Source organism: Sinorhizobium numidicum (assembly GCF_029892045.1).
GTDB classification, from domain to species: domain Bacteria; phylum Pseudomonadota; class Alphaproteobacteria; order Rhizobiales; family Rhizobiaceae; genus Sinorhizobium; species Sinorhizobium numidicum.
Map to the genome: position 1 here is coordinate 3,077,791 of NZ_CP120368.1, position 23,912 is coordinate 3,101,702.

30 protein-coding genes, 1 tRNA gene and 1 pseudogene are annotated in these 23,912 nt (G+C 57.2%); 16 read left to right on the top strand and 16 right to left on the bottom strand.

Features of this window, described 5'->3' with window-relative positions; translation table 11 throughout:
• Window positions 1-267: a hypothetical protein gene (locus tag PYH37_RS26020; RefSeq protein WP_280734340.1), complete on the bottom strand. Its 267-nt coding sequence runs from the start codon at window positions 265-267 to the stop codon at window positions 1-3.
• Between PYH37_RS26020 and PYH37_RS26025 the strand changes: the two are divergent.
• The 3 genes and pseudogenes from PYH37_RS26025 to PYH37_RS26035 all read left to right on the top strand — a co-directional run bounded on the left by PYH37_RS26025 (window position 254) and on the right by PYH37_RS26035 (window position 3,213).
• Window positions 254-976: pseudogene (locus PYH37_RS26025) on the top strand (DNA adenine methylase). The gene PYH37_RS26020 and the pseudogene PYH37_RS26025 overlap by 14 nt on opposite strands.
• Before the next feature lie 69 nt (window positions 977-1,045).
• Complete coding sequence (locus PYH37_RS26030) at window positions 1,046-2,845, top strand: hypothetical protein (protein WP_280734341.1); 1,800 nt, start codon at window positions 1,046-1,048, stop codon at window positions 2,843-2,845.
• Window positions 2,846-3,030: 185 nt separating this feature from the next.
• Window positions 3,031-3,213 (top strand): DUF3606 domain-containing protein, encoded by a 183-nt coding sequence (locus PYH37_RS26035; RefSeq protein ID WP_280734342.1) that lies wholly within the window; start codon window positions 3,031-3,033, stop codon window positions 3,211-3,213.
• 369 nt (window positions 3,214-3,582) lie between these two features.
• Here PYH37_RS26035 and PYH37_RS26040 read toward each other — a convergent pair whose 3' ends face one another.
• From PYH37_RS26040 to PYH37_RS26050, 3 genes are all read right to left on the bottom strand, one after another.
• Window positions 3,583-3,975: an HNH endonuclease gene (locus tag PYH37_RS26040; RefSeq protein WP_342394662.1), complete on the bottom strand. Its 393-nt coding sequence runs from the start codon at window positions 3,973-3,975 to the stop codon at window positions 3,583-3,585.
• Window positions 3,976-4,011: 36 nt separating this feature from the next.
• Window positions 4,012-4,088: transfer RNA gene (locus tag PYH37_RS26045), tRNA-Arg, on the bottom strand.
• 8 nt (window positions 4,089-4,096) lie between these two features.
• On the bottom strand, window positions 4,097-4,420 hold the full coding sequence (locus PYH37_RS26050) for a hypothetical protein (protein WP_280734344.1): 324 nt from the start codon (window positions 4,418-4,420) through the stop codon (window positions 4,097-4,099).
• A gap of 128 nt (window positions 4,421-4,548) precedes the next feature.
• Between PYH37_RS26050 and PYH37_RS26055 the strand changes: the two genes are divergently transcribed.
• The 7 genes from PYH37_RS26055 to PYH37_RS26085 all read left to right on the top strand — a co-directional run bounded on the left by PYH37_RS26055 (window position 4,549) and on the right by PYH37_RS26085 (window position 8,643).
• Window positions 4,549-4,815, top strand: coding sequence for a helix-turn-helix transcriptional regulator (locus PYH37_RS26055; protein ID WP_280736699.1), 267 nt, complete (start codon window positions 4,549-4,551; stop codon window positions 4,813-4,815).
• A 187-nt stretch (window positions 4,816-5,002) separates the two neighbouring features.
• Window positions 5,003-5,266, top strand: a complete 264-nt coding sequence (locus tag PYH37_RS26060) for a hypothetical protein (RefSeq protein ID WP_280734345.1) — start codon at window positions 5,003-5,005, stop codon at window positions 5,264-5,266.
• A 153-nt stretch (window positions 5,267-5,419) separates the two neighbouring features.
• Complete coding sequence (locus PYH37_RS26065) at window positions 5,420-5,710, top strand: helix-turn-helix domain-containing protein (RefSeq protein ID WP_280734346.1); 291 nt, start codon at window positions 5,420-5,422, stop codon at window positions 5,708-5,710.
• Window positions 5,707-6,003 (top strand): hypothetical protein, encoded by a 297-nt coding sequence (locus tag PYH37_RS26070; RefSeq protein WP_280734347.1) that lies wholly within the window; start codon window positions 5,707-5,709, stop codon window positions 6,001-6,003. Before PYH37_RS26065 ends, PYH37_RS26070 begins: the two co-directional genes overlap by 4 nt.
• A complete protein-coding gene (locus PYH37_RS26075) occupies window positions 6,000-6,299 on the top strand; it encodes a hypothetical protein (protein WP_280734348.1) in 300 nt (99 codons plus the stop codon). The genes PYH37_RS26070 and PYH37_RS26075 overlap by 4 nt, the downstream gene beginning before the upstream one ends.
• 349 nt (window positions 6,300-6,648) lie before the next feature.
• Window positions 6,649-6,981 (top strand): hypothetical protein, encoded by a 333-nt coding sequence (locus PYH37_RS26080; protein ID WP_280734349.1) that lies wholly within the window; start codon window positions 6,649-6,651, stop codon window positions 6,979-6,981.
• A 39-nt stretch (window positions 6,982-7,020) separates the two neighbouring features.
• Entirely contained in the window at window positions 7,021-8,643 is a 1,623-nt protein-coding gene (locus PYH37_RS26085) for an AAA family ATPase (protein ID WP_280734350.1), read from the top strand.
• Between the two features lie 48 nt (window positions 8,644-8,691).
• On the opposite strand, the gene ligD is transcribed toward PYH37_RS26085, so the two are convergent.
• Together ligD and PYH37_RS26095 are read right to left on the bottom strand one after the other, a co-directional pair.
• Window positions 8,692-9,666 carry a non-homologous end-joining DNA ligase gene (gene ligD, locus PYH37_RS26090; RefSeq protein ID WP_280734351.1) on the bottom strand — a complete coding sequence of 325 codons (975 nt, stop codon included), beginning with the start codon at window positions 9,664-9,666 and terminating at the stop codon, window positions 8,692-8,694.
• A 73-nt stretch (window positions 9,667-9,739) separates the two neighbouring features.
• Window positions 9,740-10,132 (bottom strand): hypothetical protein, encoded by a 393-nt coding sequence (locus PYH37_RS26095; RefSeq protein ID WP_280734352.1) that lies wholly within the window; start codon window positions 10,130-10,132, stop codon window positions 9,740-9,742.
• A 194-nt stretch (window positions 10,133-10,326) separates the two neighbouring features.
• Here PYH37_RS26095 and PYH37_RS26100 point away from each other — a divergent pair, with 194 nt between their 5' ends.
• The 3 genes from PYH37_RS26100 to PYH37_RS26110 are packed head-to-tail and all read left to right on the top strand — an operon-like array spanning window position 10,327 to window position 11,786.
• Entirely contained in the window at window positions 10,327-10,779 is a 453-nt protein-coding gene (locus PYH37_RS26100; protein ID WP_280734353.1) for a hypothetical protein, read from the top strand.
• Window positions 10,780-10,822: 43 nt separating this feature from the next.
• Window positions 10,823-11,035 carry a hypothetical protein gene (locus PYH37_RS26105; protein WP_280734354.1) on the top strand — a complete coding sequence of 71 codons (213 nt, stop codon included), beginning with the start codon at window positions 10,823-10,825 and terminating at the stop codon, window positions 11,033-11,035.
• A 40-nt stretch (window positions 11,036-11,075) separates the two neighbouring features.
• Window positions 11,076-11,786 carry an SOS response-associated peptidase gene (locus PYH37_RS26110; protein ID WP_280734355.1) on the top strand — a complete coding sequence of 237 codons (711 nt, stop codon included), beginning with the start codon at window positions 11,076-11,078 and terminating at the stop codon, window positions 11,784-11,786.
• A gap of 155 nt (window positions 11,787-11,941) precedes the next feature.
• Here PYH37_RS26110 and PYH37_RS26115 read toward each other — a convergent pair whose 3' ends face one another.
• A complete protein-coding gene (locus tag PYH37_RS26115) occupies window positions 11,942-12,115 on the bottom strand; it encodes a DUF3606 domain-containing protein (protein WP_280734356.1) in 174 nt (57 codons plus the stop codon).
• 344 nt (window positions 12,116-12,459) lie between these two features.
• Here PYH37_RS26115 and PYH37_RS26120 point away from each other — a divergent pair, with 344 nt between their 5' ends.
• Window positions 12,460-12,906, top strand: a complete 447-nt coding sequence (locus PYH37_RS26120; RefSeq protein ID WP_280734357.1) for a hypothetical protein — start codon at window positions 12,460-12,462, stop codon at window positions 12,904-12,906.
• 247 nt (window positions 12,907-13,153) lie between these two features.
• Window positions 13,154-13,810: a hypothetical protein gene (locus PYH37_RS26125; RefSeq protein WP_280734358.1), complete on the top strand. Its 657-nt coding sequence runs from the start codon at window positions 13,154-13,156 to the stop codon at window positions 13,808-13,810.
• A gap of 34 nt (window positions 13,811-13,844) precedes the next feature.
• Here PYH37_RS26125 and PYH37_RS26130 read toward each other — a convergent pair whose 3' ends face one another.
• From PYH37_RS26130 to PYH37_RS26165, 8 genes are all read right to left on the bottom strand, one after another.
• Window positions 13,845-14,165, bottom strand: coding sequence for a hypothetical protein (locus PYH37_RS26130; RefSeq protein WP_280734360.1), 321 nt, complete (start codon window positions 14,163-14,165; stop codon window positions 13,845-13,847).
• A 14-nt stretch (window positions 14,166-14,179) separates the two neighbouring features.
• Window positions 14,180-14,566 carry a hypothetical protein gene (locus PYH37_RS26135; RefSeq protein ID WP_280734361.1) on the bottom strand — a complete coding sequence of 129 codons (387 nt, stop codon included), beginning with the start codon at window positions 14,564-14,566 and terminating at the stop codon, window positions 14,180-14,182.
• Window positions 14,567-14,864: 298 nt separating this feature from the next.
• Complete coding sequence (locus tag PYH37_RS26140) at window positions 14,865-15,791, bottom strand: glycoside hydrolase family protein (RefSeq protein WP_280734362.1); 927 nt, start codon at window positions 15,789-15,791, stop codon at window positions 14,865-14,867.
• A gap of 125 nt (window positions 15,792-15,916) precedes the next feature.
• Complete coding sequence (locus PYH37_RS26145) at window positions 15,917-16,576, bottom strand: hypothetical protein (RefSeq protein WP_280734363.1); 660 nt, start codon at window positions 16,574-16,576, stop codon at window positions 15,917-15,919.
• Window positions 16,577-16,672: 96 nt separating this feature from the next.
• Window positions 16,673-19,345, bottom strand: a complete 2,673-nt coding sequence (locus PYH37_RS26150) for a hypothetical protein (protein ID WP_280734364.1) — start codon at window positions 19,343-19,345, stop codon at window positions 16,673-16,675.
• Window positions 19,346-19,417: 72 nt separating this feature from the next.
• A complete protein-coding gene (locus tag PYH37_RS26155) occupies window positions 19,418-21,616 on the bottom strand; it encodes a phage tail protein (protein WP_280734365.1) in 2,199 nt (732 codons plus the stop codon).
• On the bottom strand, window positions 21,613-22,035 hold the full coding sequence (locus tag PYH37_RS26160) for a DUF6950 family protein (protein WP_280734366.1): 423 nt from the start codon (window positions 22,033-22,035) through the stop codon (window positions 21,613-21,615). Before PYH37_RS26160 ends, PYH37_RS26155 begins: the two co-directional genes overlap by 4 nt.
• Window positions 22,036-22,068: 33 nt before the next feature.
• Entirely contained in the window at window positions 22,069-22,668 is a 600-nt protein-coding gene (locus PYH37_RS26165) for a hypothetical protein (RefSeq protein ID WP_280734368.1), read from the bottom strand.
• A 107-nt stretch (window positions 22,669-22,775) separates the two neighbouring features.
• On the opposite strand from PYH37_RS26165, the gene PYH37_RS26170 reads away from it, so the two are divergent.
• Window positions 22,776-23,141 (top strand): hypothetical protein, encoded by a 366-nt coding sequence (locus tag PYH37_RS26170; RefSeq protein ID WP_280734369.1) that lies wholly within the window; start codon window positions 22,776-22,778, stop codon window positions 23,139-23,141.
• A 39-nt stretch (window positions 23,142-23,180) separates the two neighbouring features.
• Here PYH37_RS26170 and PYH37_RS26175 read toward each other — a convergent pair whose 3' ends face one another.
• Window positions 23,181-23,909, bottom strand: a complete 729-nt coding sequence (locus PYH37_RS26175; RefSeq protein ID WP_280734370.1) for a hypothetical protein — start codon at window positions 23,907-23,909, stop codon at window positions 23,181-23,183.
• Between the last annotated feature and the right edge of the window lie 3 nt (window positions 23,910-23,912).

Consider the following 23,912-nt stretch of genomic DNA (forward strand, 5'->3'; position numbering starts at 1 on the left):
TCACTTCCGGTCTCCGGCTAGGCCGGCGCTTGGGTCACTGACCGCGATCGAGCATTGACGCAAGAAGAGCGCCAATAGGCTAGCCGAGATTAGAGCGCGGCTCCATCCGATATCTCTGGCAAGGCGGTGAGAGCCTGCCTCGGCTTCGGAGCCAAGCAGCCACAGCATTAGGCAAGGCTTGAGCAGCAGCGTCAACAGCACAGTCACGGCAAGACCACCGGTGATCGCGTCGAGAGCACCCGTTGCTAAAGGAATGATCTCGACCATCCCGCAAGTCACCTATGCCGAATCCTTCGTCGGCATGGGCGGCGTGTTTTTCCGGCGCACGGCTGTGCCGAAGAGCGAGGTTATCAACGATCGGAACGGCGAGGTCGTGCACCTCTTCCGCATCCTGCAGCGGCACTATCCGCAGTTTATGGACACGCTCAAATTTCAGATCACAGCCGGCGTGAGTTCGAGCGGCTCAAGGCGTGCGACCCCGCAACGCTGACCGATCTGGAGCGCGCCGCGCGCTTCCTCTAGCTGCAGAAGCTCGCCTTCGGCGGCAAGGTGAAAGGCCAGAACTTCGGTATTGGCCTTGGCCGATCGGCGCGGTTCAATCTAACGCGCTTGGCGCCGATCCTCGAGGACGTTCACGAGCGCCTCGCCGGCGTCGTACTGGGGAACCTGGACTGGTCGGATTTCATTGACCGCTACGACCGGTCGAGCACGCTCTTCTACCTCGACCCGCCGTATTTCGGCAGCGAGGATGACTATGGCAAAGCCCTATTTGGCCGCGACCAGTTCGCCGCCATGGCGGAGCGTTTGAAGCGGCTTCAAGGACGCTTCATCCTGTTCGATAAACGACGTTCCGGAGATCCGCGAGACGTTCGCAGAATTCGCCTTTCACTAGGCAGCGCTGACCTATTCGGTCGGCGGCGGGAAAGGGACGTCCGCGCGGGAGCTCATAATCACAATCAACATGGGTAACCGGTAGCGCTAGCTACCACCTGGGATATTGTCCATCTTTATCGTGCAGATTCGCGGCTGAGTTGGACATTTCTCTATGAAGACCCCTGCTATCTCGAAATTGTTGATTGTTGCAGATGATGCAAAGCTCGCGGCGCAGGCTTCATGCCGGTTTTCTAGCTCTGGGCAATACCTTCCGATCGTGGATGGTCCTCGGATGTCGCGGCCTGACTGGCCGGATGAAGTTTTGCGCCGCAGCAACGTGGCTGCCAGAATAAGGCCGGAACAAATTTTGTTTGCCGGAGTCTCGGACACTGGCTGTGAGGCGATGTGCTCGCAGCTGCCCAGATCGAGGATAGAGCGAGTTTCAACGAGTTCGGACTTGCCGCCGTTTTCATCCAATCGGCCGCCCTTGAGATGGGGTCGGAATAGAATTGGACTTGGGCTGCTCACTGCTCTACGGGCGAAGACTGAAATTTTCTTCGACGACACTGAGTCTCCCCTGATCCCAGTTCCCTCTAAATCGGGTCATCTCGTCGTTTGCGAGGCAGGCGAAGAGCTTGAGCTCGAGAGTGTGATCGCTGCAAACTACGCATTCTCGCTGCAAGCGGGTATGGCAATGATCCCACATGTACCGCAAACAGCTAGCGAGCGCATTTTGGAGCGGTTTTATAGTGTGTACGATGACCTTTCGACGTCGGCGACTAAAGCACTTGAGGAACTGCGCGCAGAACTCCGCGCCCTTTGCGCGGGGGTCGAAATCCCACCTCACGGATCGATCACGTTTGTAAGCCGGCGTCTGCCATTCGGCTTCGCATTTCCGGAAGTCCCTTCCACTCACCTCTTTATCTACCCTGATCTCGGTACGTCGGTCGTGAACGGCTTCACATTCGAAGAGACCGAGCGAGCAACGAAGGTCGCGGTCGTTGTCGATCCCGGCCAAGCGGAAGCGCCTGAAATTGAGGCTGCCGCCCACTTGTTGGCCTCGAAGGGAACGTTTGTTCGTGGATACTCGGATGCAGGAGCGAGCGTTCGTGCGATATCCGAAATGATTGAGCACTTTCCCTACGACTTGCTGATTGTAGCGACGCATTGCGGAGATGTTCCGGGTCACCGCTGGACTTATGAATTTACTGACTCGGAAGGCATCGATCGAGAGTTGGTGGTTGATATCGCGTTGGGTATCGCAAGCACCGATGACCCCGACCTGCTGCGGTTAACACGATTCGTACGCTTCCACTCTCTAGATCGTGTAGACTGGAATGACCCCGCCAAAAAGGAAAAGCTGTACGTCGGAACTGCAATCAAGGACTACGCCGAGTGGGTCCATGAACAGGAGCCCGTTTACAAGGACCAAGTCGAAAGAGTGATCGGTTCTGCGGCCCTCAGGATGTACGACCACAACATAATTCCTATCCCAAGGTCGCTCGCATCCGGCAGAACGCCCGTGGTGATAAACAATGCCTGTGTGTCTTGGCATGAGCTTGCGGCTCGGTTTCTGTTCGCAAACGCTCGTGCGTACATTGGTTCACTTTTTCCGATCAGCACGTCGGAGGCGCACGACGTCGTCTTGAGCCTTCTCGGAAAACATATCGAGAAGCCCTTAGCGCATGCATTGTGGGCATCGCAGCGTGGGGTTTACGGCGAGAGTGTGCGCCGACCATATGTCGTCAGTGGAGTCTATCCGCAGCGCCTCTATCCCTCTTGGATCGACGCTCCCCGCCACATCGTCGCTTGCTTGTCTGAAGCGCGACAGAGATGGCACGCCTTTTTCAACGGTAAGCAACGTTTAAAAGGGCCATCAAAAACGGTCAAAGTGAGCAAAGATGAGGCCGCCATCTTGGCTTATTTCGACCGAGAGATCGCATCGATTCGTTCGAGATACGGGCTGAAATGAATGCTGAATACGGCCTGAGCACTCTCAGCCTGAGATGTGAGCCGCCGCGCCAAATCGCGTCGATTTCCCGGTCCTGGCGGTCAACTTTCCGGGAAGTCGCGGCGAGCTACACCCTTGAAATTGGCTAGTTGCTACTCGCGCCTAGCCCTCTACCTTTCAGAGAAGAGGAGGATGGAGGCAAAGCCATGGCAGACGATCTGCAGAAGCGAGGGCGGGACAGCGAGCGCGTGTCTGTGCAGGACCACGAGATCGACTACTTGATGAGAACCACCAATGCGCCGAGGCAAAAGGTGCTGGAGGCCATTCGCGAGGTCGGTCCTGATCGCAAGAAGGTACTCCTATATCTCCTGAAAGACAGCAGCAGCTAAAGATCCAATGGCGAAGTCGTTCTAAGAGCAGCCTGCCACTTTTCTCAGAGAACTGGAAAAGCAGTTTTTCCGGTGCTCGCCGTCAAAATTCCGGAAATTCGCGGCGAGCTACACGGAAAGTCGCGGCGCGCTACAGCGGCGCTACATGCGCACTGTAAAATGCTGAAAATAGTGATGAACTTTGGTAGCGGAGGTCCGTTCTTGTCATAATAGCCGAACGGAGACCCCTGATATCATTGACCTTGGCACTTGGCAGGAAGCGCTCTTAAGCGCAATTCAGTCTTACAGGGATGGATGAACCCAAAAACGCGAGGTAGATCGAAGGAATGGGTGCGTGATAGCCTTTGCCGCCGCTTTCGAGGGGCGGCCTCACTGTGCTGCCCTTATGACAGGATTCGCTCTGGGGTACTCGTGGATCTCACCTCGCTTGAGCGATCGGTAGGTCAACCAATCAAGCTCTTGCCGACCGTCATTGCACTTCTTGCACGACATGGCGATATTCGAAGGATGATCCGTACCGCCATCGGCTAGCCGTTCTAGGTGCTCGATCGTGGCGGCATCTGGCCTCTGCTGATCGCGCCAGCGGTAGGACAGAATGACGTGCTGGTCACAGTAACAGCATTTGCCGCCCTGCTTTTCGAAGAGCTTTAGGATGAGTTGTCGTTTGATAGCCGTCTTCATCCCGGCAAAGTAGCATCCACAAACCAAAGGGGCCACCCGCCGTGAAGCGGATGGCCTAGTGGGTGGCAGCGCGCCGCGCATGGAGGGGCGGTGGTGTCGCGCTCGCCTGTGGTGATTTGGAGGCCCCTGCAGGGCTCGAACCTGCGACCTAGTGCTTAGAAGGCACTTGCTCTATCCAGCTGAGCTAAGGGGCCGGAAACTCTCAGTTTGCCGCAGACTTCGGCGGTAGTAGATAGTAATTCAATCGCGTCGCCTGCATGTCGACCTGATGCAGCATTCGCAGACCTTCAGCGGCGTCACGGAGCAGCTTATCCATTTTGTTGATGATCTCTTCGGCGCCTTCCTCGTCGCAGCAGAGATCATAGACGTAATTCGTCAGAAGGTGATTCACGCAGCCCAGCCGGTGCAGCACGTTCTCGATGTCCATTGGCGCGATGTCGACGGCCTTCTCCAAGATCGCGTCTGTCGTCGCGTATCCAATTTCCACCGTAGCTTGATCTCTCCGTTCATCGGCCGCATCGATCATCGCGACTGTCGATCTGAAGAGAGGGTAAAGGTCTGGTTGGCTGTTTAAGGGTTCATTAATCATGTGGGCTGCTCCTCGTTGCGCCTGCCGTTCAATGTGATACTATTCGTATCAATAGGGAGTAACCCATGTCAATACTAAAAGTATCAGTTCGGCAAGTTAAAGCTGCCAGAGCCATGCTCGACTGGTCTCAAGCCGAGCTAGCGGAGAGATCCGGCGTATCCGAGCCAACGATAAAGAGGCTTGAAGCCTCCGACGGGGAGCTAGGTGGGCGAACAGACACTGCCCAAAGGATAGTCGGCACACTCGAATCCGCCGGCGTGCTGTTCCTCGATGGCCCCTACTCCGGCGATGGCGGCCCCGGCGTCCGCCTTCGCTCAGTAGATCGCGCATGAAGTGGCTAGTGGCCGCAGCTACCGCGATCGCAGTCCTGCTTCTGTTTTTGCTGATTTCGGGCATTGCCGACATCCCGTGCCAAGCAGGCAGTTGGCATCCAGGCAAATACACCTGCACACATACAGGAGTGACGTCATGACAGTGAGAAGCGCTCGCCCGCCTCGTCTATGGGTGCTATAAAGCTGGATGCCCAAAGACGAACAGCAATATGAGTTTTCAGAATTTTCCGGCGAGTTCGTCGACGACGAGGGATCAGTTTTTCTGCGCATCTACCGGCCTGCCGGCACCAACCTCGATTGGATGCTTGAGGTGCTCGACGAGGAAGAAAACACGACCGTCTGGGACGGCACCTTCGATACAGACCGAGACGCGTTCGAAGAGTTTTTAGCGACCGTTGAGCGAGACGGCATCCGCACCTTCTCGGATCAGCCGGTGCAAAAGCTGCATTGACGCTTGACCGCGAGATTTCGCGCAAATAGCTTCCAATTCGCGGTCTACCAAACCGCAATGTCGTTCGCGGCGCACCACCACTAAGAGGAGACGACAAGAACGCGGTCGGCATCCGTGCCGGCGGCAATCGTCGTAACTCTATTGGAGGTGCTTATGCAGCCAACGATTCCCCTTGATGCCATCTATACCGCCACGGAAGCTGCCGAGCGGCTGCGTGTGACGCGGCGGACGATCATCAAGCTTGGTCGCGATCTCGGCGCATGCTCGAAAATTAGTGACGAGTATCTATTCAGTGAGAAGGACCTGCTGGACATTTGGCAGGCGCAGCGGGCGATGCCGACTAGCTCCCAAGGGCGTGCGGTGAATGTGAAAGCCTTCCTGTCTGATCTGCGGCTTCAGCGATCCTTAGTGTCACTGACCCAGAAGAAACGACGCCGGCCATGAGCGTCGATGACTTTCTGGATGGCCTCCTCACACCAGAAGAAATCGCGCGCCGTATCACTGCGTCGAGCGGCGTGCATATGACGGCTCGCACGGTGTGGGAGAAGGCAAAAAGATTAGGCGTGGCCAAGAAGATTGGCAGGTCGCCGCTTATCCACCTCTCCGACGTTCCGCGGTTGCTCGAGGTGGAGAAACACATTCGATTGCCCGCCTATAGATCCGACTTCGATCCAATTGCCAGCAACAGCAGAAAGCGAGCTCTCGCGGCGCTTCGAAAGAAACGGCTCCAGCGATGACCATCGATCCTCTTTCTCAACTCCCCCTGTTCGCCACAGACCAGCAATTAGCTGTGGTGATCGTCGGCAAGGATCGCGCTTCGATGTGGATGAAGGCAGTCATCCCTCAACTGGAGCGAAAGGGCTTTCCGCGGATCGATCCGCTGCATGACGGGCGGCCAGTGCCGCTCGTGAGGAAGTTCTACGATGGGTATTTCGGAATAACGGCTGGCTTGGCCGCAGCCGCGCCCGACGGGAAGGAGGATTGGAGCGTTTGGAATTCTCGGCGCCGTGTTAGGAGATCTGGTGATGAATGACTCCCCTCGCCTCATCGGCCGCAAGGAGGCGGCAACATACTGCGGCATCTCTCCCACCTGCTCTATGTGGGTGGCGACGCACAAGATGCCGCCGGCTATACCTGGCACGCGCAAGTGGGACAAACGGGCAATTGACGCGAAGTTGGACGAGATAAGTGGACTTGCGACTCACGAACCCGCGAAAGAAACCGGTTTGCAGAAATGGAGGCGTGAGCGCGACGTGCGGCGAGCAGCACGAGAAGCGCGTTGACCGCAACCAACTGTGGAATTCAACACCACAGACGCTTCCCTGCCCCGCTCAACCATGCTTTGTTGCGGCGGGGGCAAAGTTCTTCTTAGAGGGGCAATAATGAAAATCCGTCTAATCGTGCTGGCGTCCGCGCTGGCCGTAGCTTCTTGCGCGAAACGTCCTGACGCTATCGTGCCAGTCGATATTCCGATGGCGGCATATAGCAACCAGAGTTGCGAAGGGTTGGCGCAAGAGCTGCTGAAAGAGCAAAACAATCTCGCGGCCGTTTCAAAGCAACAGAACCAGGCCGCGACGGGCGACGCAATCGGCGTATTCTTGGTCGGAGTACCTGCTTCCAGCACGCTCGGCGGCGACAAGGAGGGGCAAGTCGCGGTGTCCAAGGGCAAGGTCAATGCGATTGAATCGTCGATCAAGAGCAAGGGCTGCAAGTAGCAGCCTCTCTGGTTTCTACCCTCCAATTTGGAAGAACTTATGACCTTCAAATTCTCCGTTCCGTACCAGGATGGGCAGAAAGAATTTGCCGTTGAACCGGGAAACGCGATCATATTTGTGGGCGCCAATGGAGGCGGAAAGACCCGTTTGGCCGTTCAAATTGAGACTAACTTAGGTCTTGATGCGCACCGGATATCGGCTCATCGCGCGCTGAACTTGAATCCGGACGTAGCAAAAATCGGAGAGAAGAAGGCGAGGATGGGCCTTCGCACAGGCAATGCTAGCGAGAATGCAGATTTACGGCACAGAGCACCGAATCGTTGGGGTGGTCAAAAGGGTGCCGTGAGACTTCTGGATGACTTCGATTTTCTGCTTCAAGTGTTGTTTGCTGAGCAAGCAAATACCTCCCTCAAAGCGTACAACCAACACAAGCCGGGTGCAGGTCAAACCAAGGAAGAATTTCAGCTTACCAAGTTTGACTTGTTGTCAGACATTTGGTCTCGGCTGCTACCGCATCGAGTACTGCATATTTCTGGCGACGATATCCTAGTTTCATTGCCGACGTCTGACCTCAAGTACAATGCATCAGAAATGAGCGACGGTGAGCGTGCAATCTTCTACATGATTGGCCAGACGCTCGTGGCGGAGCCGAATCAAGTATTGATTATTGATGAACCCGAGCTCCACGTTCACCGCTCAATTATGTCCAAACTCTGGGATGAGTTGGAGGCTGCTCGGCCAGATTGCGCATTTATATTCATCACGCACGACCTTGAGTTTGCTGCTGCGCGCGCGGCGCGGAAATACGTGATCCGCGATTACGAACCCACTCCACGATGGACAATCGATGAGGTGCCGGCCGACACCGGCTTTGACGAAGATCTTGCAACCCTGATCTTGGGCAGTCGGAGGCCAATATTGTTCGTGGAGGGCGGCCGTTCCAGCCTCGATTTGCCATTGTATCGATGCTGCTACCCTGAATGGACTGTCGTACCTCGGTCATCCTGCACCGAGGTTATACACGCAGTGGTGACCATGCGAGCGAACGAAGAGCTAACCCGCATCACTTGCTGTGGTATCGTCGATGCCGATGATTACAGTGATGAAGATAAGAAATACCTGTCTGAGCTTGGAATAGAAACGCTTCCAGTTTCCGAAATAGAAAACCTGGTCCTTCTGCCAACGATCAGCCGTGCCATAGCGGAGGCGGATGGCTATCGCGATGCCGAATTGGAAAAGCGACTCGGTGAATTAGCTGAGAACATCTTCCAGAGCATCGACTCAGATGAAAAAATCGAAGCAGTTGCCGTTCGGTATGCAAAGCGGCGTATCGATAGAATGCTGAAGAAAGTCGATCTGAGCAAAGCAAAGACCATCGAACAGCTTGAGGATGAACTCACGGAGAGGATCGGAGAACTGAATATCCGGACTTTAGCTGAACGCTTGAAGCACCAAATTCACGAGGCTATCCGAAATCGTGATCTACCCGGGCTTCTTGCGCACTACGATAACAAGGGTTTGATGAACCTCGCCGCTACGAAGCTCAAGTCAACCCGGCTGACAGACTTCGAAAGCTGGCTCACTCGCACGCTTCGAAACAAGACCGCTCCAAACGTGGTGAACGCCATATCGAACTATCTGCCCAAGATCATCCCTTCGTGACAATCATGATGATCTGTGGCACGTCCCCTCTCACTATAAGTTCGGCGCTCAGTCGAGTTCAAAAACAGTCGCATCATCCGCCCGTTCCCTGATCCCCTTGAACGACGGATGCCGCAGCTTTCCGTCTTCCGTCCACGCGCGATATTCGACCTCGGCGACGAGCAACGGTTCGGTGAAAACGGCGCCCTTGCGCTGGAGGTTCACCGCCGGCGTTTTCGTCGCCATTCCTTCGAGCAAATTGCGCAGCTCGCGCGACAGTTCGCTTGACCAACCCGTACCGCAGCCGCCGACATAGACGAGATCGCCGCCTCTCCTCGCCCCCAGCAGGAGCCGGCCGAGCGCACCGGGCACGGTCGACGGCTCGAAGCCAACGATCACGAAGGTGTCGCGCCGCCTACAGGTGATCTTCTGCCACCAGTCGCCCCGACCGCTGCGGTAGGGCTTTCCCCGATGCTTGGCGATGATGCCTTCTATGCCATGCGCGCAGGCGGCGCGGAGGAAGTCTTCGCCGTCCGCCTCCACTTCCTCAGAAAACCGAATTGTTCCTTCCTGGCCGGCGACGAGTGGTTGCAGCAGCCGGCGACGCTCTCGCAGCGGCAGTCGGCGCAGGTCGCGGCCATCGAGATAGAGGAGATCGAACGCGTAGAAGACAATAGCGCCCGCTTCATAGGACGATGGCAGACGCCCAAGGGCGCGCTGCAGCATGCCGAAATCGGATCGCCCCTTCTCATCGAGCACGACGGCCTCGCCGTCGATGACCGCCGTGTTCACGGCAAGCCGCCGCGCATCGTCGGCGATCGTCGGAAAGCGATCCCTCCAGTCGTAGCCGCCGCGTGTGATTATCCGTATTCTGTTCGGCTCGATATGGACGGCAAGCCGGTAGCCATCCCACTTCACCTCAAAGGCCCAATCCGGTCCCCGAGGCGGCTTATCGACTAGCAGCGCCAAGCACGGCTCGACACGATCCGGCATCGGGTCCGGTGGAGGGGCGTCACGCGGTGTTTTCGTGGTTATTCTGGCCATGCGACCGTTAACGCACGAGCGGCAGATAAAAGAGCACCACGTCGGTAAATAATTTTGCTCAGCCTACGTTGGCTCAAACATGAACCGGTTTAAAAGTAGCTGTCAGAGCGCGAAATATTTCGCGAGCGATAAGGTGCGTGGCGGCTGTGCGTGGGCCAGCGGGTTGTCGCGCAAAATCCTCAAGAGCCATCTCCGGAATTGCCCAGATAGCGTTGGTGATGAGCCCGATCACCTCGTCTTGGTGCGCCTCCGCTGAATTCCGGCGGAATTGATAGTGACGCCCCACCCGCATAAAGACGTGAATGGCAATTGCACCCGCGCCGCGACGATCGGGCGGTTCCGATTTTCGGCCCGACAGCAGCGTTCGCCGCAAGCCGTCGTCGATTTCCAACAGAGCAATGTGGATCGCTGATGCATTCAGTTCTCGCGGCAATTTCCTGCCTCCGCTGAGGTTCGCGTTTTCCAAGCCTGTTAAACGCCTTGGCGCTTCAGAGGGTCCCTGCCGGCTGCAGACATTCGGCCTGCTATACGATCAAATTGACGCCATTGACTCCCTGAATGATGAGAACATAATAAGAACATTCACCGGCGCTGCGGCGCGCCACATCCGAAACTTAGGGGGACCGGACATCCGCTCATGCGGCATTTGAAAGGTGCGCCATGCGAACATTTGAAGATGAAATCACAAACCTGATCGCGGTCGACTTTGCCGTTCTCAAGCCCTTTCAAAGGCGGGCCATCGCCGGGCTCGATCAATATGGCCGCACGATCGAGGTTCGCGGCATCGAGGACATGGCGACGAAGATAGCCGCCTCTTTCGCGCCCTTTGCCATCTGGGATGGCGATCAGGTGCTGCGCTATCCGGCGATGACACCGCTCATCACGCAAACACTACATGCGATCCCGATCGAGCTGCGGCGCGAAGCCTGCGCCAGGGACCGGCTAAAGGCATCGGCCGCGCGCGACCGCATCGCCAGGCTGATATCGTCGGCGCTGCTCGGCCGCTATCGCTTCGAGCCGCTGAGCCGCACCAGCGCGGCATGCTACATCGACTGGGAAGCAGCCTTCGAGGCGCAGTTCGGCAGCGACGGCAAGAAGGTTGTCGGAGATTGACGCGGATCCGTTACGCCATAGCTTTCGCGATGGAGGACCGAATATGAGTGACGAGAATGGCGCCAAGCCGCACTTTGAAGGCGGCCCCTATCTTCACTACTGCGAGCATCCTGGCTGCAACAAGTGGGGCGGCTTCGGCTTTGCGACCGGGAAGGCCAAGCCGAACTGGTTCTGTTTCGAGCACCGGCCGGAGTGGAAACCGCGCGATGCGACGTCAGCGGGTGGTCGTCTAAACAATGAACACTTGAACAGCTAACGCCGGCGGCACGAACTTGTTTGGGTGAGAGAGGGAACATATGTGCGGACGTATCTATATCAAGACCAATCTGGACGGACTGTTGCGCGAGTTCTCTTTCGCGCAGCGCCAAGGCGTCGAAGGGCTGGCGAACCAGTTCCCGCGCTACAACGGCGCGCCATCGCTCGATTATCCGATCATCATCCGCGATGTGATCCGGGAGCCGAACCTCTTCGGCCCGGTCTTCGTCAGCGCCCGATGGGGCCTCATCCCACGCTGGATCAAGGGGAAACCCAACCGGCCGCCACCGGTCAACGCCCGCTGCGAGGGCATCTCAACCAGCGGCATGTTCAAGGACGCCTACCGCGTGCGGCGTTGTCTCATACCGATCGATGGTTTCTTCGAATGGAAGGACATCTATGGCACGGGCAAGAACAAGCAGCCCTACGCCATCGCCATGAAATCCGGTGAGCCGTTTGCGCTGGCCGGCATTTGGGACACCTGGCGCAACCCGGAGACGGATGAGGATATCCGCACCTTCTGCGTCATCACCTGCCCGCCGAACGAAATGATGGCGACAATCCACGACCGGATGCCAGTGATCCTGCAGCGCGAGGATTACGCGCGCTGGCTTTCGCCGGAGCCGGACCCGTTCGATCTGATGAAGCCGTTTCCGGCCGAGTTGATGACGATGTGGCCGATCGATCGGAAGGTCGGCTCGCCGAAGAACGACACGCCCGATATCCTCGATCCGACCGAACCTGTTGCATGAGTGTTCGCGAACCGATGGTCACGTGGAACCAAAACGCGCAGCTTAAGTTAACTTGATGCCGAGCAATTCGGCGTTCAGGTCCCCCAACCTGTCAGGAGTGCCCGTTCCAGTCCCCCTGCGCGGGCACTCGCATTTTTAAAGCCGCCTCGCCGCCCCTATTTCTTGCCGAGATATTCCATCACCTTGTCTCGGTTCGGCCCGGCCTCGCGAATTGCTTGAAGAGCCTTCTGCCTCGTCACCTTCGCCGTCCTCATGAGGTAGGCCACCTCGTGCTCCTGTTCGGACACCAGCTCGCGATCACGGCCTTTCTTCTTCGGATTATCCGCCATGCTCTCCTCCATGAATGAACAATGAAGGATAGAGGCGATTTACGTCGCGGCAAGATGACCACCCCAGTCTCACCCTAATGGTTCCCTACTCGTGCCGGACCTCAAACTACAACTTCCGACAGTAAAGCGGCGCTCACTATTAAAACGTAGGGTAGTTTTTGGGTGCGCTAGCGTGATAGCTAGGTGACGTTCGTGAGCGTGACTGAAAGGATTGTCAGGCTCGGTGAACTATCGATGCCAGCAGACGACCACGCCGCACCCCTTTTTGGACGACCTGACGCCGGCTCAACAGAGAAGCCGGGGTCCGCCTTACCCAATCCAACCGCGCAACAGTGGAGATCGTCATGACAGAAAACTCTAAGATTCCTCCGGCCAAGAGGACAATCGAAGATCCCCCCGAATACGCGGCCGCCTCCGGCGAAGCCACTTGGTCTGGCAGGGGTAAGGCTGCCGAGGCAGAATCTCAAGAAGGTCTTCGGGGCCAGCTTAAATGGAATGAGCAGCGTAGCGGCGAGACCGAAGCCGCTCCTTCCAGCTCGGATGCGGTCACCCAACCCAATTCGCCTCATGCCAGCGAAGCCACCATGCGATATAACCCACGTGACAGCGCCGAGGATCGGGCTCAAGAAGATCCCCCGGTTGCAGGTGATCCGATTAACCAGGCGGACCCGGCGGCTGGACAAAGCAGAGCGACGTCCGATGACCACCATCCGTCCACTAAGTTTGAAGCGGTCACCTCCGAGGCAGGTCATGTTGCCAGCGGCGGGATTGGTGGCATTAAGAATACGTAGAGCGCCGCGCTGATTGCGCGATTGTCCCTGGGAAGGGAGCATCCGGTAGCGCGAAACGGAAGTCAGGCGCCTTTTAGCCGTCCTCCTGGGAACCAGAACGAAGCGAAAGGTTGGGCATTGCGCAGGGTAGTGCGCAATAACCCGCCCTCCTCCACGAGGTGGCGTGTTTGCTAGGGGGTCTATCGCCCGGGAAGCGAATAGGCGGCAGTTCAGTGGCGACCAATATTGAAGGACAAGCGAGGAAATCATGACAAACGTCGATCAAATTGGCGCATCCGGCAATCACCTGCTTCTGATGGCGGGTCTTTCTAAGGATGATGTCGAATGCGTGACAATGACAGACCTTTGGATTCAAAGCGTTTTCCGCGCGACGCTTGCACGGCAGGGCTGGAGCGATGACAAGATATACGATCCTGCGATGCAGCAAAGCGATGAATACATCGCTACTCTGATGGCCTCTATCGCGGAAGATACGCGGTGGACATCAGTAATGGACTCCCCTCAGAAGTTCTCTGGAGAATGCAATAATCAAACTGCGGTGCAATTGTTGGAATTCTGGCTTGGGACGCTGGGGGAACCACTCGCCTATGTTTCAAGCACAATACACTCTGCTGGACCAGAAACCTATTCCGTTGGTGATCGTTTTTGGAAGAACAGCCGGAACAATTGCTTCGGGATGTCTGCTGCCATAAAGCCCGGCCCAATTCAGTACGCCTATACGGCTATGTCACTGTCGAACCCGATTGGAAACTGGACGGAGCTATTTAGCCCCTCTACTAATACAATTCAGGCAACATGCATTCAGATCACCATCGATCCAATCCTTTTTTCCGAACTGCGGCAAGATGTGGAAGAGCAGCTCGGTGACCGTGTAAACGCGATCATGACAGCCCCGTACCCATAGGTTTCCCAGTCTTGCTCGAACAGTTTAGTTTTTGTTATGTTCTGGTTGAGCGGCTTGATCGTTGTTCGAAAACGCGGTCGAGCCTTTCGCTGATCGCATCTACTCGGCTGCCGACGCCCTCGATCGCGCGCATAATCTGCGCGGTTTGGGCTTCCATTCCCGCCTTCGTGGCGTAGGTCTCAGCGGCCCGCAGCTTGAACCCTGCCAAGTCTTCGGCCACCTTGCTGGCCCGCTCCTCCGCCTCCCTAATCCGCCCCTCGGTGGATTTCTCGCCTTCCTTGACGCGGCTGTCGATCTTCCACCAAATGCCCCATCCGGCGCCCGCCACTGTAAGGAAGAAGAGAACTGCCTTCATTATTTCTTCTGGGGTCATCGCCGCCCCCTAATAGCCGCAGCGATCGACTGGATGCCGGCTACGCCAGCGCCTGAACCAAACACCGCGGCAATGATCTGCGTGGCGTAAGGCTTCACGCTCGGCGGCAGGTCGGTAATATGGCCAGAGAACAGGAAGACGCTATCAAGGCATATCGCCCCGAGCCAGAAGCCGACGGGGGCGGCGAAGAGCGCCCACACGCACCAGAACACGCGAGACTGCATCGCCGCGGCGCGCGTCTCCGCTTCGGTGGCGATGTATTTGGCGATGACGTCGCCCGCGACTTTCTGCCGTTCCGTTTCGTTGTCGATCGACTTGTCGAGCGACGTAAGGATGCGGTCGAGCGGGCCGTTTGTAGCCCATTTTAGTAAGAGGCTAAGCATTGCACCTCGATGTAGGTTGTGCTGCTATCTGCACTCAACCTGAGTGCTGCTATGTTCGATAGTGAAGAGATCGATATCCCCTGCCCCGAATGCGGCCACGAGGTCAGCAAGACGGTCGATTGGGTAAAAGAAAACGATGAACTCTCGTGCAGGAGATGCGGGAGCATCGTCGAGTTGGAGAACGAGAAACACTTTCTCATTATTGAGCACGTGACGCAGAGCATCACGAAACTCAGACGATCGCTCGCCAACTTTCCCAAGGACGCTCGAGGCACGCGGCCGCGGTGAGATTTATCCGCTAGACCGCAGCCTCCTTGCCGCGCCAGGTGTTCCAACGGCGCTGGATAAGGTCGCGATTTCGGTAAGCCACGTAGCCGAGCGCCAGCGCCAGCGCGCCAAGCGCAATCCACCCCCACGGCAAGCCAGCAGCGAACGCCAGTGCGCCAGAGCCAACGGCAGAGCCTGCGCCCTTGGTCGCTGCATCGCGGAGCGCTTTTGCGTCGCGCCGTAGCTGGCTCAAAGTTGCCGGCCCAAGAATGCCATCCGCTTCGAGGTGCGGGTGCGCCTTCTGGTACGCGATGATGGCGTCGCGCGTTTTCTCGCCCATCCAGCCGTCGATGGCGCCAGGATTGAAGCCCTTGCTGGTGAGAATTTCCTGCGCTTCCTTGACGACTGCGTCGGGCTTGCGAGGCGGCTTGTCGGTCGCCTCCTTCACTGCGCCGCCAACGGACGCGTAGCGCCCGCTCAGGAACAGGTCGGCCTCTTCCTTTCGACGCCGCACAAGGCCCGGCAGCCTCTTGCCGCCAGCCGTGTTGTAGTGGTTGCCGAGATAGGCTGCGGCACCCTTGATGTCGCCGGCACGCCAAAGATCGGCCCACGCCCACTGCATCGCGCCAGTGCCTAGGTTGTAGATTGCTGATACAGCGGCGTCCATCTGGTGCTGCGTGCGGCTCTTTGGCGACGACGCAACGACGGCAGGCTCGAATTCTTCAGCAAGCACCGCGGCGAAGATGGCGTCGGACTGCGCGGCCGTGATCTTCGTTTTGCCTGGCACGAGCTTGGTGATGCCCAAAGCGGCGAGCGCCTTGCGTACCGAGGCACTGCGCATCGTGAAGCCAGTGCCAATCGTGGCAACGCCGACAGGATCCAGATAACAGGTCAGCGGGTTTCCTTCGTGGCCACGCATGAAGGCAAGCCCACGCGGTGACGTGGTGGTGATGGTCATGGGGATTCCTGTAAAAGAAAACCCCGCTCAATGGCGGGGCTGGGTAGCGGTTCGTCGCCGACTAGTAAGGTTGTAAAGTTACGCGTGGATACCTTTTACAAAAGCCGCTGTTGGATGGCCGGCAGCTAGTGGGTCAACCAAAATATGAAGTCACTTTCAAACTTCTTCAGTTCGTCAAGGTTGCCATCTAACATAAGATCAGCAGCGCATGAGAGATAGCTGGCCACGATCTCGGGATTTTGCTCCATACCGGCCGCGACGTGGAAGGGCGGTCGCTCCAGCTTGGTTAGCGTAGCAAGGATGCGCAAATCTCTTAGAATGTCAGAACGGTGAACGCTCATGAACCCCAAGTAAATGCGGCGCTCTATGTCTCTTTTCTTGGTCCAATGTCTTGAGGTTGCTTCACTACCGCCCTCAAAAAAATCCGGAGTTTCCAAGTCAAAAAGGCCGTGTCTTTTTCTCAGGCTTTGAATGGTCTCTAGCATCTCCTGGGCCGACCTCTTCATGCGTGCGGCTGTTCGGGGAATGTCTATGGTTTGTGCCTTCTGCCTTAATACAATCGTGTGGACCGTATTGAGAAGATGCATGACCAATACTAATGTCGCCAGTCCTACTAAAATAATTGCCCACATAGGCAGCTGGGCTTGAAGCCACATCCAGCCGCCAAAAACAACTGCTCCAGCCACACTGGCTCCCACTGAAAGATATTGCCACAATCCCCACTGCGTCAGGATCGTTTTGATGGTGGTGGCGAGCTTTGCGTGTTCGAGTAATTTCTTAAACATACTTCGAACATGGACCAACCCTGAAAGGTTGTGAAGTCGCTCTGAAGCACTCTTCACAACCTTTGGGCATCGGGCCGGCGCTGTCGGCACTGATAGCTAGATTCGATACCATCCAGCCATCTTTAGAACGTGCTCCGCGCCAGACGTCATGTTGGTAGCGCCAATCGGTGACGTTCCGACGGCAGCAGCCAGACCGCGTATTTCAACGAACGTCTGCCCGTTCTGCACCGTCGGGACCAGCTCAACGCGGCTGTTCCACGAGGAGAAGTCGGCATCAGTTTCAATGATGCAGATGTTGTTGACGCCCCCATTACCGGCATAGGGCAAACCTGCGATACGAAGGTTGCCAGAACCTGTGCCGATCGTTGGCGTCATGGCGATACTAATCTCAACGAAGCAGCGGTCACCCTCTACCCAATAGCGGCCGCTTTGCGCCGAGTATGCCCAGGTGGATGTTCCAACGACGGCAAATGCTGCAGTCGGCGTGAACGTGCCGCGCTCTTTGATAGCGTTCACGAAGTCTGCATCTGCAGCGACGTTGGCATTGATCGAGACTTGGCCGGCGGTGTTGCCGCGGACAAAGCCCTCGATGCGAGAGGCAAGGGTCGCGTACGGAGTGCCTCCGTCCAATCTCGCGGTGACCTCGACGCCATAGCCGCCGTTATTCTGGCTGTCGATGTCCAGCACTTGGACGCCACGCCAAGTGTCATTTGACGCGGCCGCGTTGAGCAGCAAGCCGCTATCCACATTCTCGCGTGTGGCTACTCCACGTAGTTCTATTCGCTCCGGGGAAGTTCCCCCGCCAGACTGAATGACAACGCCATCAGTACGCGATTTTTCAGTGTCTATGTTGGACCCCTGGACGTAATTCGACCGCTCAATCCAAAGCCCAATCTGGCCGCTGTTTGCGTAAGCATTGGTTTTGTTAGAGAAATCCGAAAACGTCACATGCTGTGAATTGCGTATGGCGAGGGCCGACTTATTCCCGTCATTATCTGTTCCGGGCGTGTTTACGTAGTTGGTTCCGTCGTTGGTCGACCAGTTTTGATAGCCAGGATTGCCGAACCAGTTGTCGTGGCCGACATCCTCGAGATAAAGACCCTGGATGAGGACACGCTTGATGTTGAACGCATCCGCATCGTCCATTTTAAAGCCGCAGCCATACGGCCTGTAGTGGCGATGATTGATGAAGCTGAGCCGGTGGTTCGGAACGGACGTGCCCGCGGCCATAGCCCCGACGCGCACACCATGTTCAAGAATGTCAAAACTTTGCCAATTACTGAACGAACTGTCTGAGCAGCCAGCGAGAAGAAGAGAGTTCAGGCCCGGCGTCATCGCCCCTCTTGGGCGCGACAGTGCAGTCGCCTCGGCAAGCGTGGCGCCAGTCGTATAGCCAGCAAGGATATGTAGATCACGCGTGCCGTGGACATATCCGCCCATCAGCGTTTCAAGGTTGCGGATTTTGCCGATAATGACATCGGTGCTGTCAATGACAGTCCACCCACGATCGAAGCGGCTTAGATATATCTGGCCGATGCGAACGTGATCGCCATCAATCAGAACGGCGCCGGATATAAGGTCCGTCGATCCGCTCTCCGTCCGGTTGAGATTGATGTCGGCCGAGATGCACTCAACGTATCCGATTTGGCTGTAATCACCGAAACGGAAGCCCTTGCGGATCGTGTTGATGCCGGCGTCGAGCTGCAGCTTGAGATAGTTGATGTCCGCGCCGTTGCCGAAGTCGATGAGAGGATTGGCGCGGTCCGTCCCCGTCGGCTCGAATGTCGGGATGAATGTCGCGCCCTTCTCGGCACGGATCACGGCATTGTCGCGTACGGTGATGAAACCGTCGAACTCGTAGTTACCCGCAGGGATCCGCATCTGCGCCTTGGTGAATGTCAGCATCTCCCGGAATTCGGCGAACATGGCAGGCGTGATAACGTCCTCGGCGTTCTCCCAGCGCTTCAGATTGACGTTGGTCTTGAACTGACCTGGACCGAGCGGCGAACCGTCTTCCGTGATTTCGACCGCCTTGAACGCTCCCCCGTCGCCGTAAGTATCGCGTCCGAGCAATTGCAGAAAACGAACGTCATTGGGGAAAGTCCCCGCTTCCGCGACAGTAACCGTGTCAATGCCCGTCACGTACGCCGCCGCAGCCTCAGCCCGATCAGCAGCAGCCTCCGCAGCGGCAACAATCGCCGCGCTGGCCTGGTCGCTCACCAGACGAAACGTCGAGCCAGAAACAATGCCCATCACGATCATGCCGGCCGATAGTCCACCGGCGGCGACATCATTGCCGCTATTGGTCTTGATCGTGAGCGCAGATCCGCCGTTGAAGGAGACAGTCACCGGGGTCGCGGTATTCGCCTCGAAGATGTTCATCCAGATCAGCGACGAGGCCGACACAGGAATAGACGTCGTTGCCTGAATGGCGTTGGCCGTGCCCGCGCCTACGTCGCTCGCGATAATGAACGAGAACGGAAGGTCCGAGCGGCGTGTCCAAGAGCCAACGCCGGAAGCGCCGACTTTTCCGTAAACGCCGTTATTGGCGACGGTCGCATCTCCGATGACCCACGCCATGGTGTTGGCGGCGTATGCCAAGCTGGCGTCCAAAGATGCCTTGGAGGAGAAGATCAGGCCGCCGTTTGCGGTGAAGGCGTTGATGATACCCTCAAGCCATGTGCCCCACGCCCTTATCTGCGCTTTGTCCGGCCCATATGGGTCAGAGGTCGGGCCGTCTGCCCAGATGGTCGTGGCGAGTTCTACCATTTGTGATTTCCCATACGAAAACGCCCCGGCGCTAGGCCGAGGCGATTGAAAAGACTGCGTTTTGGATGAGGCTTAAGTAACCGTGAACGAATCCGTCGCGACGGCCGTGCCCTCGATGCCGGAATGGTTGATCGACACTATCCAGCCGAAATAAGTGCCAGCAACGAACGACCTTGCTGTCGAATCCGCACTTGACGACGCGCCGTATTCCGGCGGCCCAGCGTAGCTGGCCGTGGCGAAGTTATTGACTGTGTTCCAGTAGATCTTGGCGCCTGCATAATTGCCGCTATTCGGCGCAGTCCAGTTAAACGTTGCCGTGCCTACGCCACCGGTCGCCGATGCTCCGGTAACCGCGCCAGGCGGCGTTGGGTCAGCCGTCGATGTCACTTCTTCCGTGACGGACCAGTTTGAGTACTTCCCGTTGGAGGCTTTGAACGCAACCTGCACCTCAAGCTCTTGATCAACAGGAACAGTGTTTGTGTTCAGGTTGATGTAGCCGCCGGAAGGTGCCGCATCTGGAAAGCTCTGCTCAATCCACGCTCCCGGAGTTCCCGCGCCGATATCAGCAACGCGGTAGCGAACTACCGGGATAAAGCTGTCCTCCTCCGGATCAATGACAACCACTCGGATATAAACCGAGTTGTTGCTTGCCTTGGCCTGAATGAGGTTAATGACTGGCGTCGGTATGTTCGACGCGTTAACCGCTGGTGGAACTGGAGGCTGCTGCCCCTCTTCCGTGGACGGCGTCCAGTTGTCAATGCCGTCTGGATGCTCAACGAAATCCATCGAGAACCCGCCCTTGGTAAGGGCCAACACGGAACGACGATTCTCAATCAGCTTTCCGTCCAATCGCGGGAGGCGGTTTGGCGTTTCCAGCCTGACCCACCGTGCGTAAACCGCATTGATGCCGGAAAGGCGAACATCAAGGCTGCCTTTAACCTTCTGGCGCAACCGAAGCCAATCTCGTTTGCCGAGTCGTCTTGCTTGCCGCCACTGGTGGCACCACTCGTAACTGCCTTCCTGCGTTAGAACTCGTCCCGCGCTTAATTGCGCGGCCGTGTCCTCGAAAAAGTCGGTGTCGCAGCTTGTGTAGTTTGTGGCCGGATAGGTGAATTTCGGCACAAGCCGATTGCACTCATCCTCGAACAGCACGTCGTATTGAACCTGATGGCCGACGATGTCAGCATCAGAGAGCGTGGCCGTGCGGCTCTCGCGGAACTTGCCGACCGTTAGGGTGCGAGCTCCATCGCCGCGTGCGACCAAGTGACCGTCGCAGGTCGACAGGATTGCGTTCAGGCCCGACTTCGGCCCGTTCTCGGTCGTGTCCCAGCCGTTGCACTCATATCGCTTCTCAGTGCCGCCACCATTGAGCGGCACGAGCTCGTCGCAGATGTCTGCTTCCTCTTTCCATAAGTCTATGACCGGAAGCAGCGCCTTAGTGTAATCAAGGCCAAAGCCGAATTCGTTGAAGCAGAGATGCCAAGCGCAAATGATCGCAGAGTTGCGAGTCCACGTCCAAGTGTTCTGGTTCGTTGGGCTCTGCGCTGGGTCGCGGAAATCCCAGCAAACTGCCCCATCAATCTCTACTGATGGCGACGGTGCGCCGTATGGAAACGCTGTCTGCTGGTCCTGCGCGTCCGCGTTGTGCGCCCGCATGGCAAGCGATGCTTGCCCGTCTCCTCGATGGTTGTTGGTCCAGATGCCATCTGCGCCCAACGCCGAGACGAGCTCGGCGTACGGCGTTTCCGGATTGACGCCGAGGCGAGTGTACAGCCGCACATTGGCCGAGCCTGCGCCGTACCTGCCGCCTGTTGTAAGCGCCTGCACGACGTTATCAACGACCGTAACCTCGTCATCGTTGAGGTAAAAACGATTGAATGACTTGATCTTGTGGCCCGCAATGGCCTGCACGGAATAGAGATTAGATCCTACCGCTTCACACATCATGCGCGCGCCGGCCAGACGTGTGCGGCCGACTGCGTAGGTGCGGAAAGGGATTGCCTGATTGAGTGGCGACCTGCCGTCTTCGGGCTTTGGTGGCTTCGGCGTTTGCGCCAGGAGCGCCTGCAGTCCGATCGACAATGCAGTCGTTGCGATGGCCGACGCGATGGATGCATAAGTGATCGTTGTCGCGCCTATGGCGAAGCCGCCAGATCCGAGCACTGCGGTAAAGATCGGCGTGAAAATGGGGTCGAATAGAACCGTACTGTAAAGCGACGTCGTGTTGCCGAGGCCGTAGCGCTGCAGCATCATGCGGTGATGGAAACTCATTCTTTGCGATCTCCACCAGGCGCGCGCCACGCAGCAATATGGTCCAGTTTCTTGGCGACAACGCCAGACGGCGCAAGCAGTGCCCAAAGCGGTCCAAAACGAATTGCGCAGATTTCCTTGGTCTCGCCATCCAACCCTGCAGGCGCTTTCACAACGCCCACGTCGCCGTGTTGCGGGTGCTGGACGCGCTTGAAGCCTTGCGGCTCCAATGCTGCTGCGGCGAACGCAACAACCCCCCCGGCGCGCTCAAGAATGTCGTGCGCGCCCTTAGCCGTGCCGTATGTGCCGCGGTATTCCTCTGCCGGGTCTATCCCGATGCTCTCTTGCAGCCATGTTCCGCAGAATGTCGTGCAGTCATCGCCACCCATCCCGCCCCACCTAAACCGGTGCGGCAGGGCCAGAAATTCGTGCAATGTCATGAAACCCTCAGCTCTCCGCCGTGCCGTAGCAGATTAGAAGTTTGGCCAGACCGGCTGTACGCCCCTTGCTAACCGGCTAACGCCGTCGCAGAACTTGTCCGTCGGCGAGATCGCCTTTTGATGCGGGGTTGACCAAACAGAACGCGCTCCGCGCGAACGCGTCGCCTCCCCGGCGACTACCGCCAACGACAAGGCCAGCGTTACCGTTTGTCCGCTTGGTGTGGCAGGCGACGATTCCGACACATGCGACGCAGTACCAGTCCAGATCGGAATGACGTTGCTCATCGGCTGGTAATATTGGTCCAGCGTCGTAATGCCCATCTGCACAAGCGCGCCGCGGACGGCAGGAAGGCTGTCAATCATCTTCGCTGCAGTTGTTGGATCAATGCCCGAAAGCGTGAACTCGACGCTGTCGGCCGTGCCGTTTACCAGCACCTCGAGCGTCGGCACACCGACCAGCTTGCCGCCGCCGAGATAAACCGTTCCGCTGGGATCTATGCTGTCGAAATTCACCGGGATATCGTTGATGCCGAACCACATATGCAGCGACGGAGTGGTGCCGATGCGAAGGAATATCCCGAGCTGATGGCTGCCGCGAAGTTCCTCAATGACGTTATCGGGAACCCAGCCCATCAGAACTCCTCGAACAAAATGGAAGCCCGAGAAATCGAGCCATGTTAGTGAAGTGATTGCGCGCCGGGTGGCGGCAATCAGAAAAGATGACGAGAAGCGGAGTGGTGATGAACGAGTACAAGCCGATGCATTTTACTGTAATGGGCCTCGAGATTCCCGACGATGGAGACGAGGCGGCCATTCTTGGAATGGACATCGAAAATAACCTGTTGGCGATCACGGTAGACTTCGCCAGCGCGCTGAATTTGCTAGAGAACTCATCCAAGGCGATTGAAGTACTGAGTGTCCGTCAGCGCGGCAATCTCGCCCACATCCCAGTGAAGGCCGACGTCAGCCATGATCCAGAGGCACCGGAGAAAATTACTCTCGCTCTTCGTTTCGGGACGATAGGGATTTTGAACTGCGTGGTGACAAGTAAACAGGCTGAAGAGCTCGCCCGAGATATCGAACGCACCCTCTCAGCCGCAAGGTAGTGGTATCTGGAGTGTCCGCAGGCTTTCTCTCTTGATCCATCAGAACGCCTCGACAAACTGGATAGATTGCTGGGTGACGAAGAACGCCTCAACGACCGACGGCAACGTGAATTCAGACTTGAACTTCGCGACAAAGCGCGGGCGCGCAAATTCTACGCGCGTCCCGCCCGTTACCGCTTCGCGCAATGGCGGCGCGATCGCCAGCGTGTAGACAGGATTTTCTTCCGAGGTCTTGCTGATCACCTGCCAGTAACGGTAAGCGCGCCAGCCTTTCGTGGTGTGATAAATCGAAAACCAATCGGACCAGCGAAGCGGCCTATTAAGGCCGTAGACGCGCATCTTGATGATGCCTGCGTTCAGTGCTGCCGCCTCGGTAATCTCGCCGTAGACCGTTGCCTGGCTGTAGCCTGCGCCGTCGGAGAAATAAGACCCATCCGAGTGTGTGATGCCGCTGACGATGGGTGCCGGCAGCCGGTTGACCGTCGGAAAAGGCCCAAACCAATCGGTAATGATCGGCACATTGATGAAGCGGAACCCGCCATTGAGGCGGGCTCCAAGCCAATTCACGTACTCGTAATGCTCAGGGTTCTTGATCTTGCAGTCTTCGTATACTGCGGTGACGATGCCGCCACCGCTCATCTCTATCGTCTGCCCTTCTCCAACCCCGTTGCGGCCGCCATCGATTGAGGATCCGGTGACGTCATAAATAGTCTTCACCGGAGCCAGAAAGTTCGCCTCCAGTGTCGGCTGGTTTGTATAGACCGCCATCGA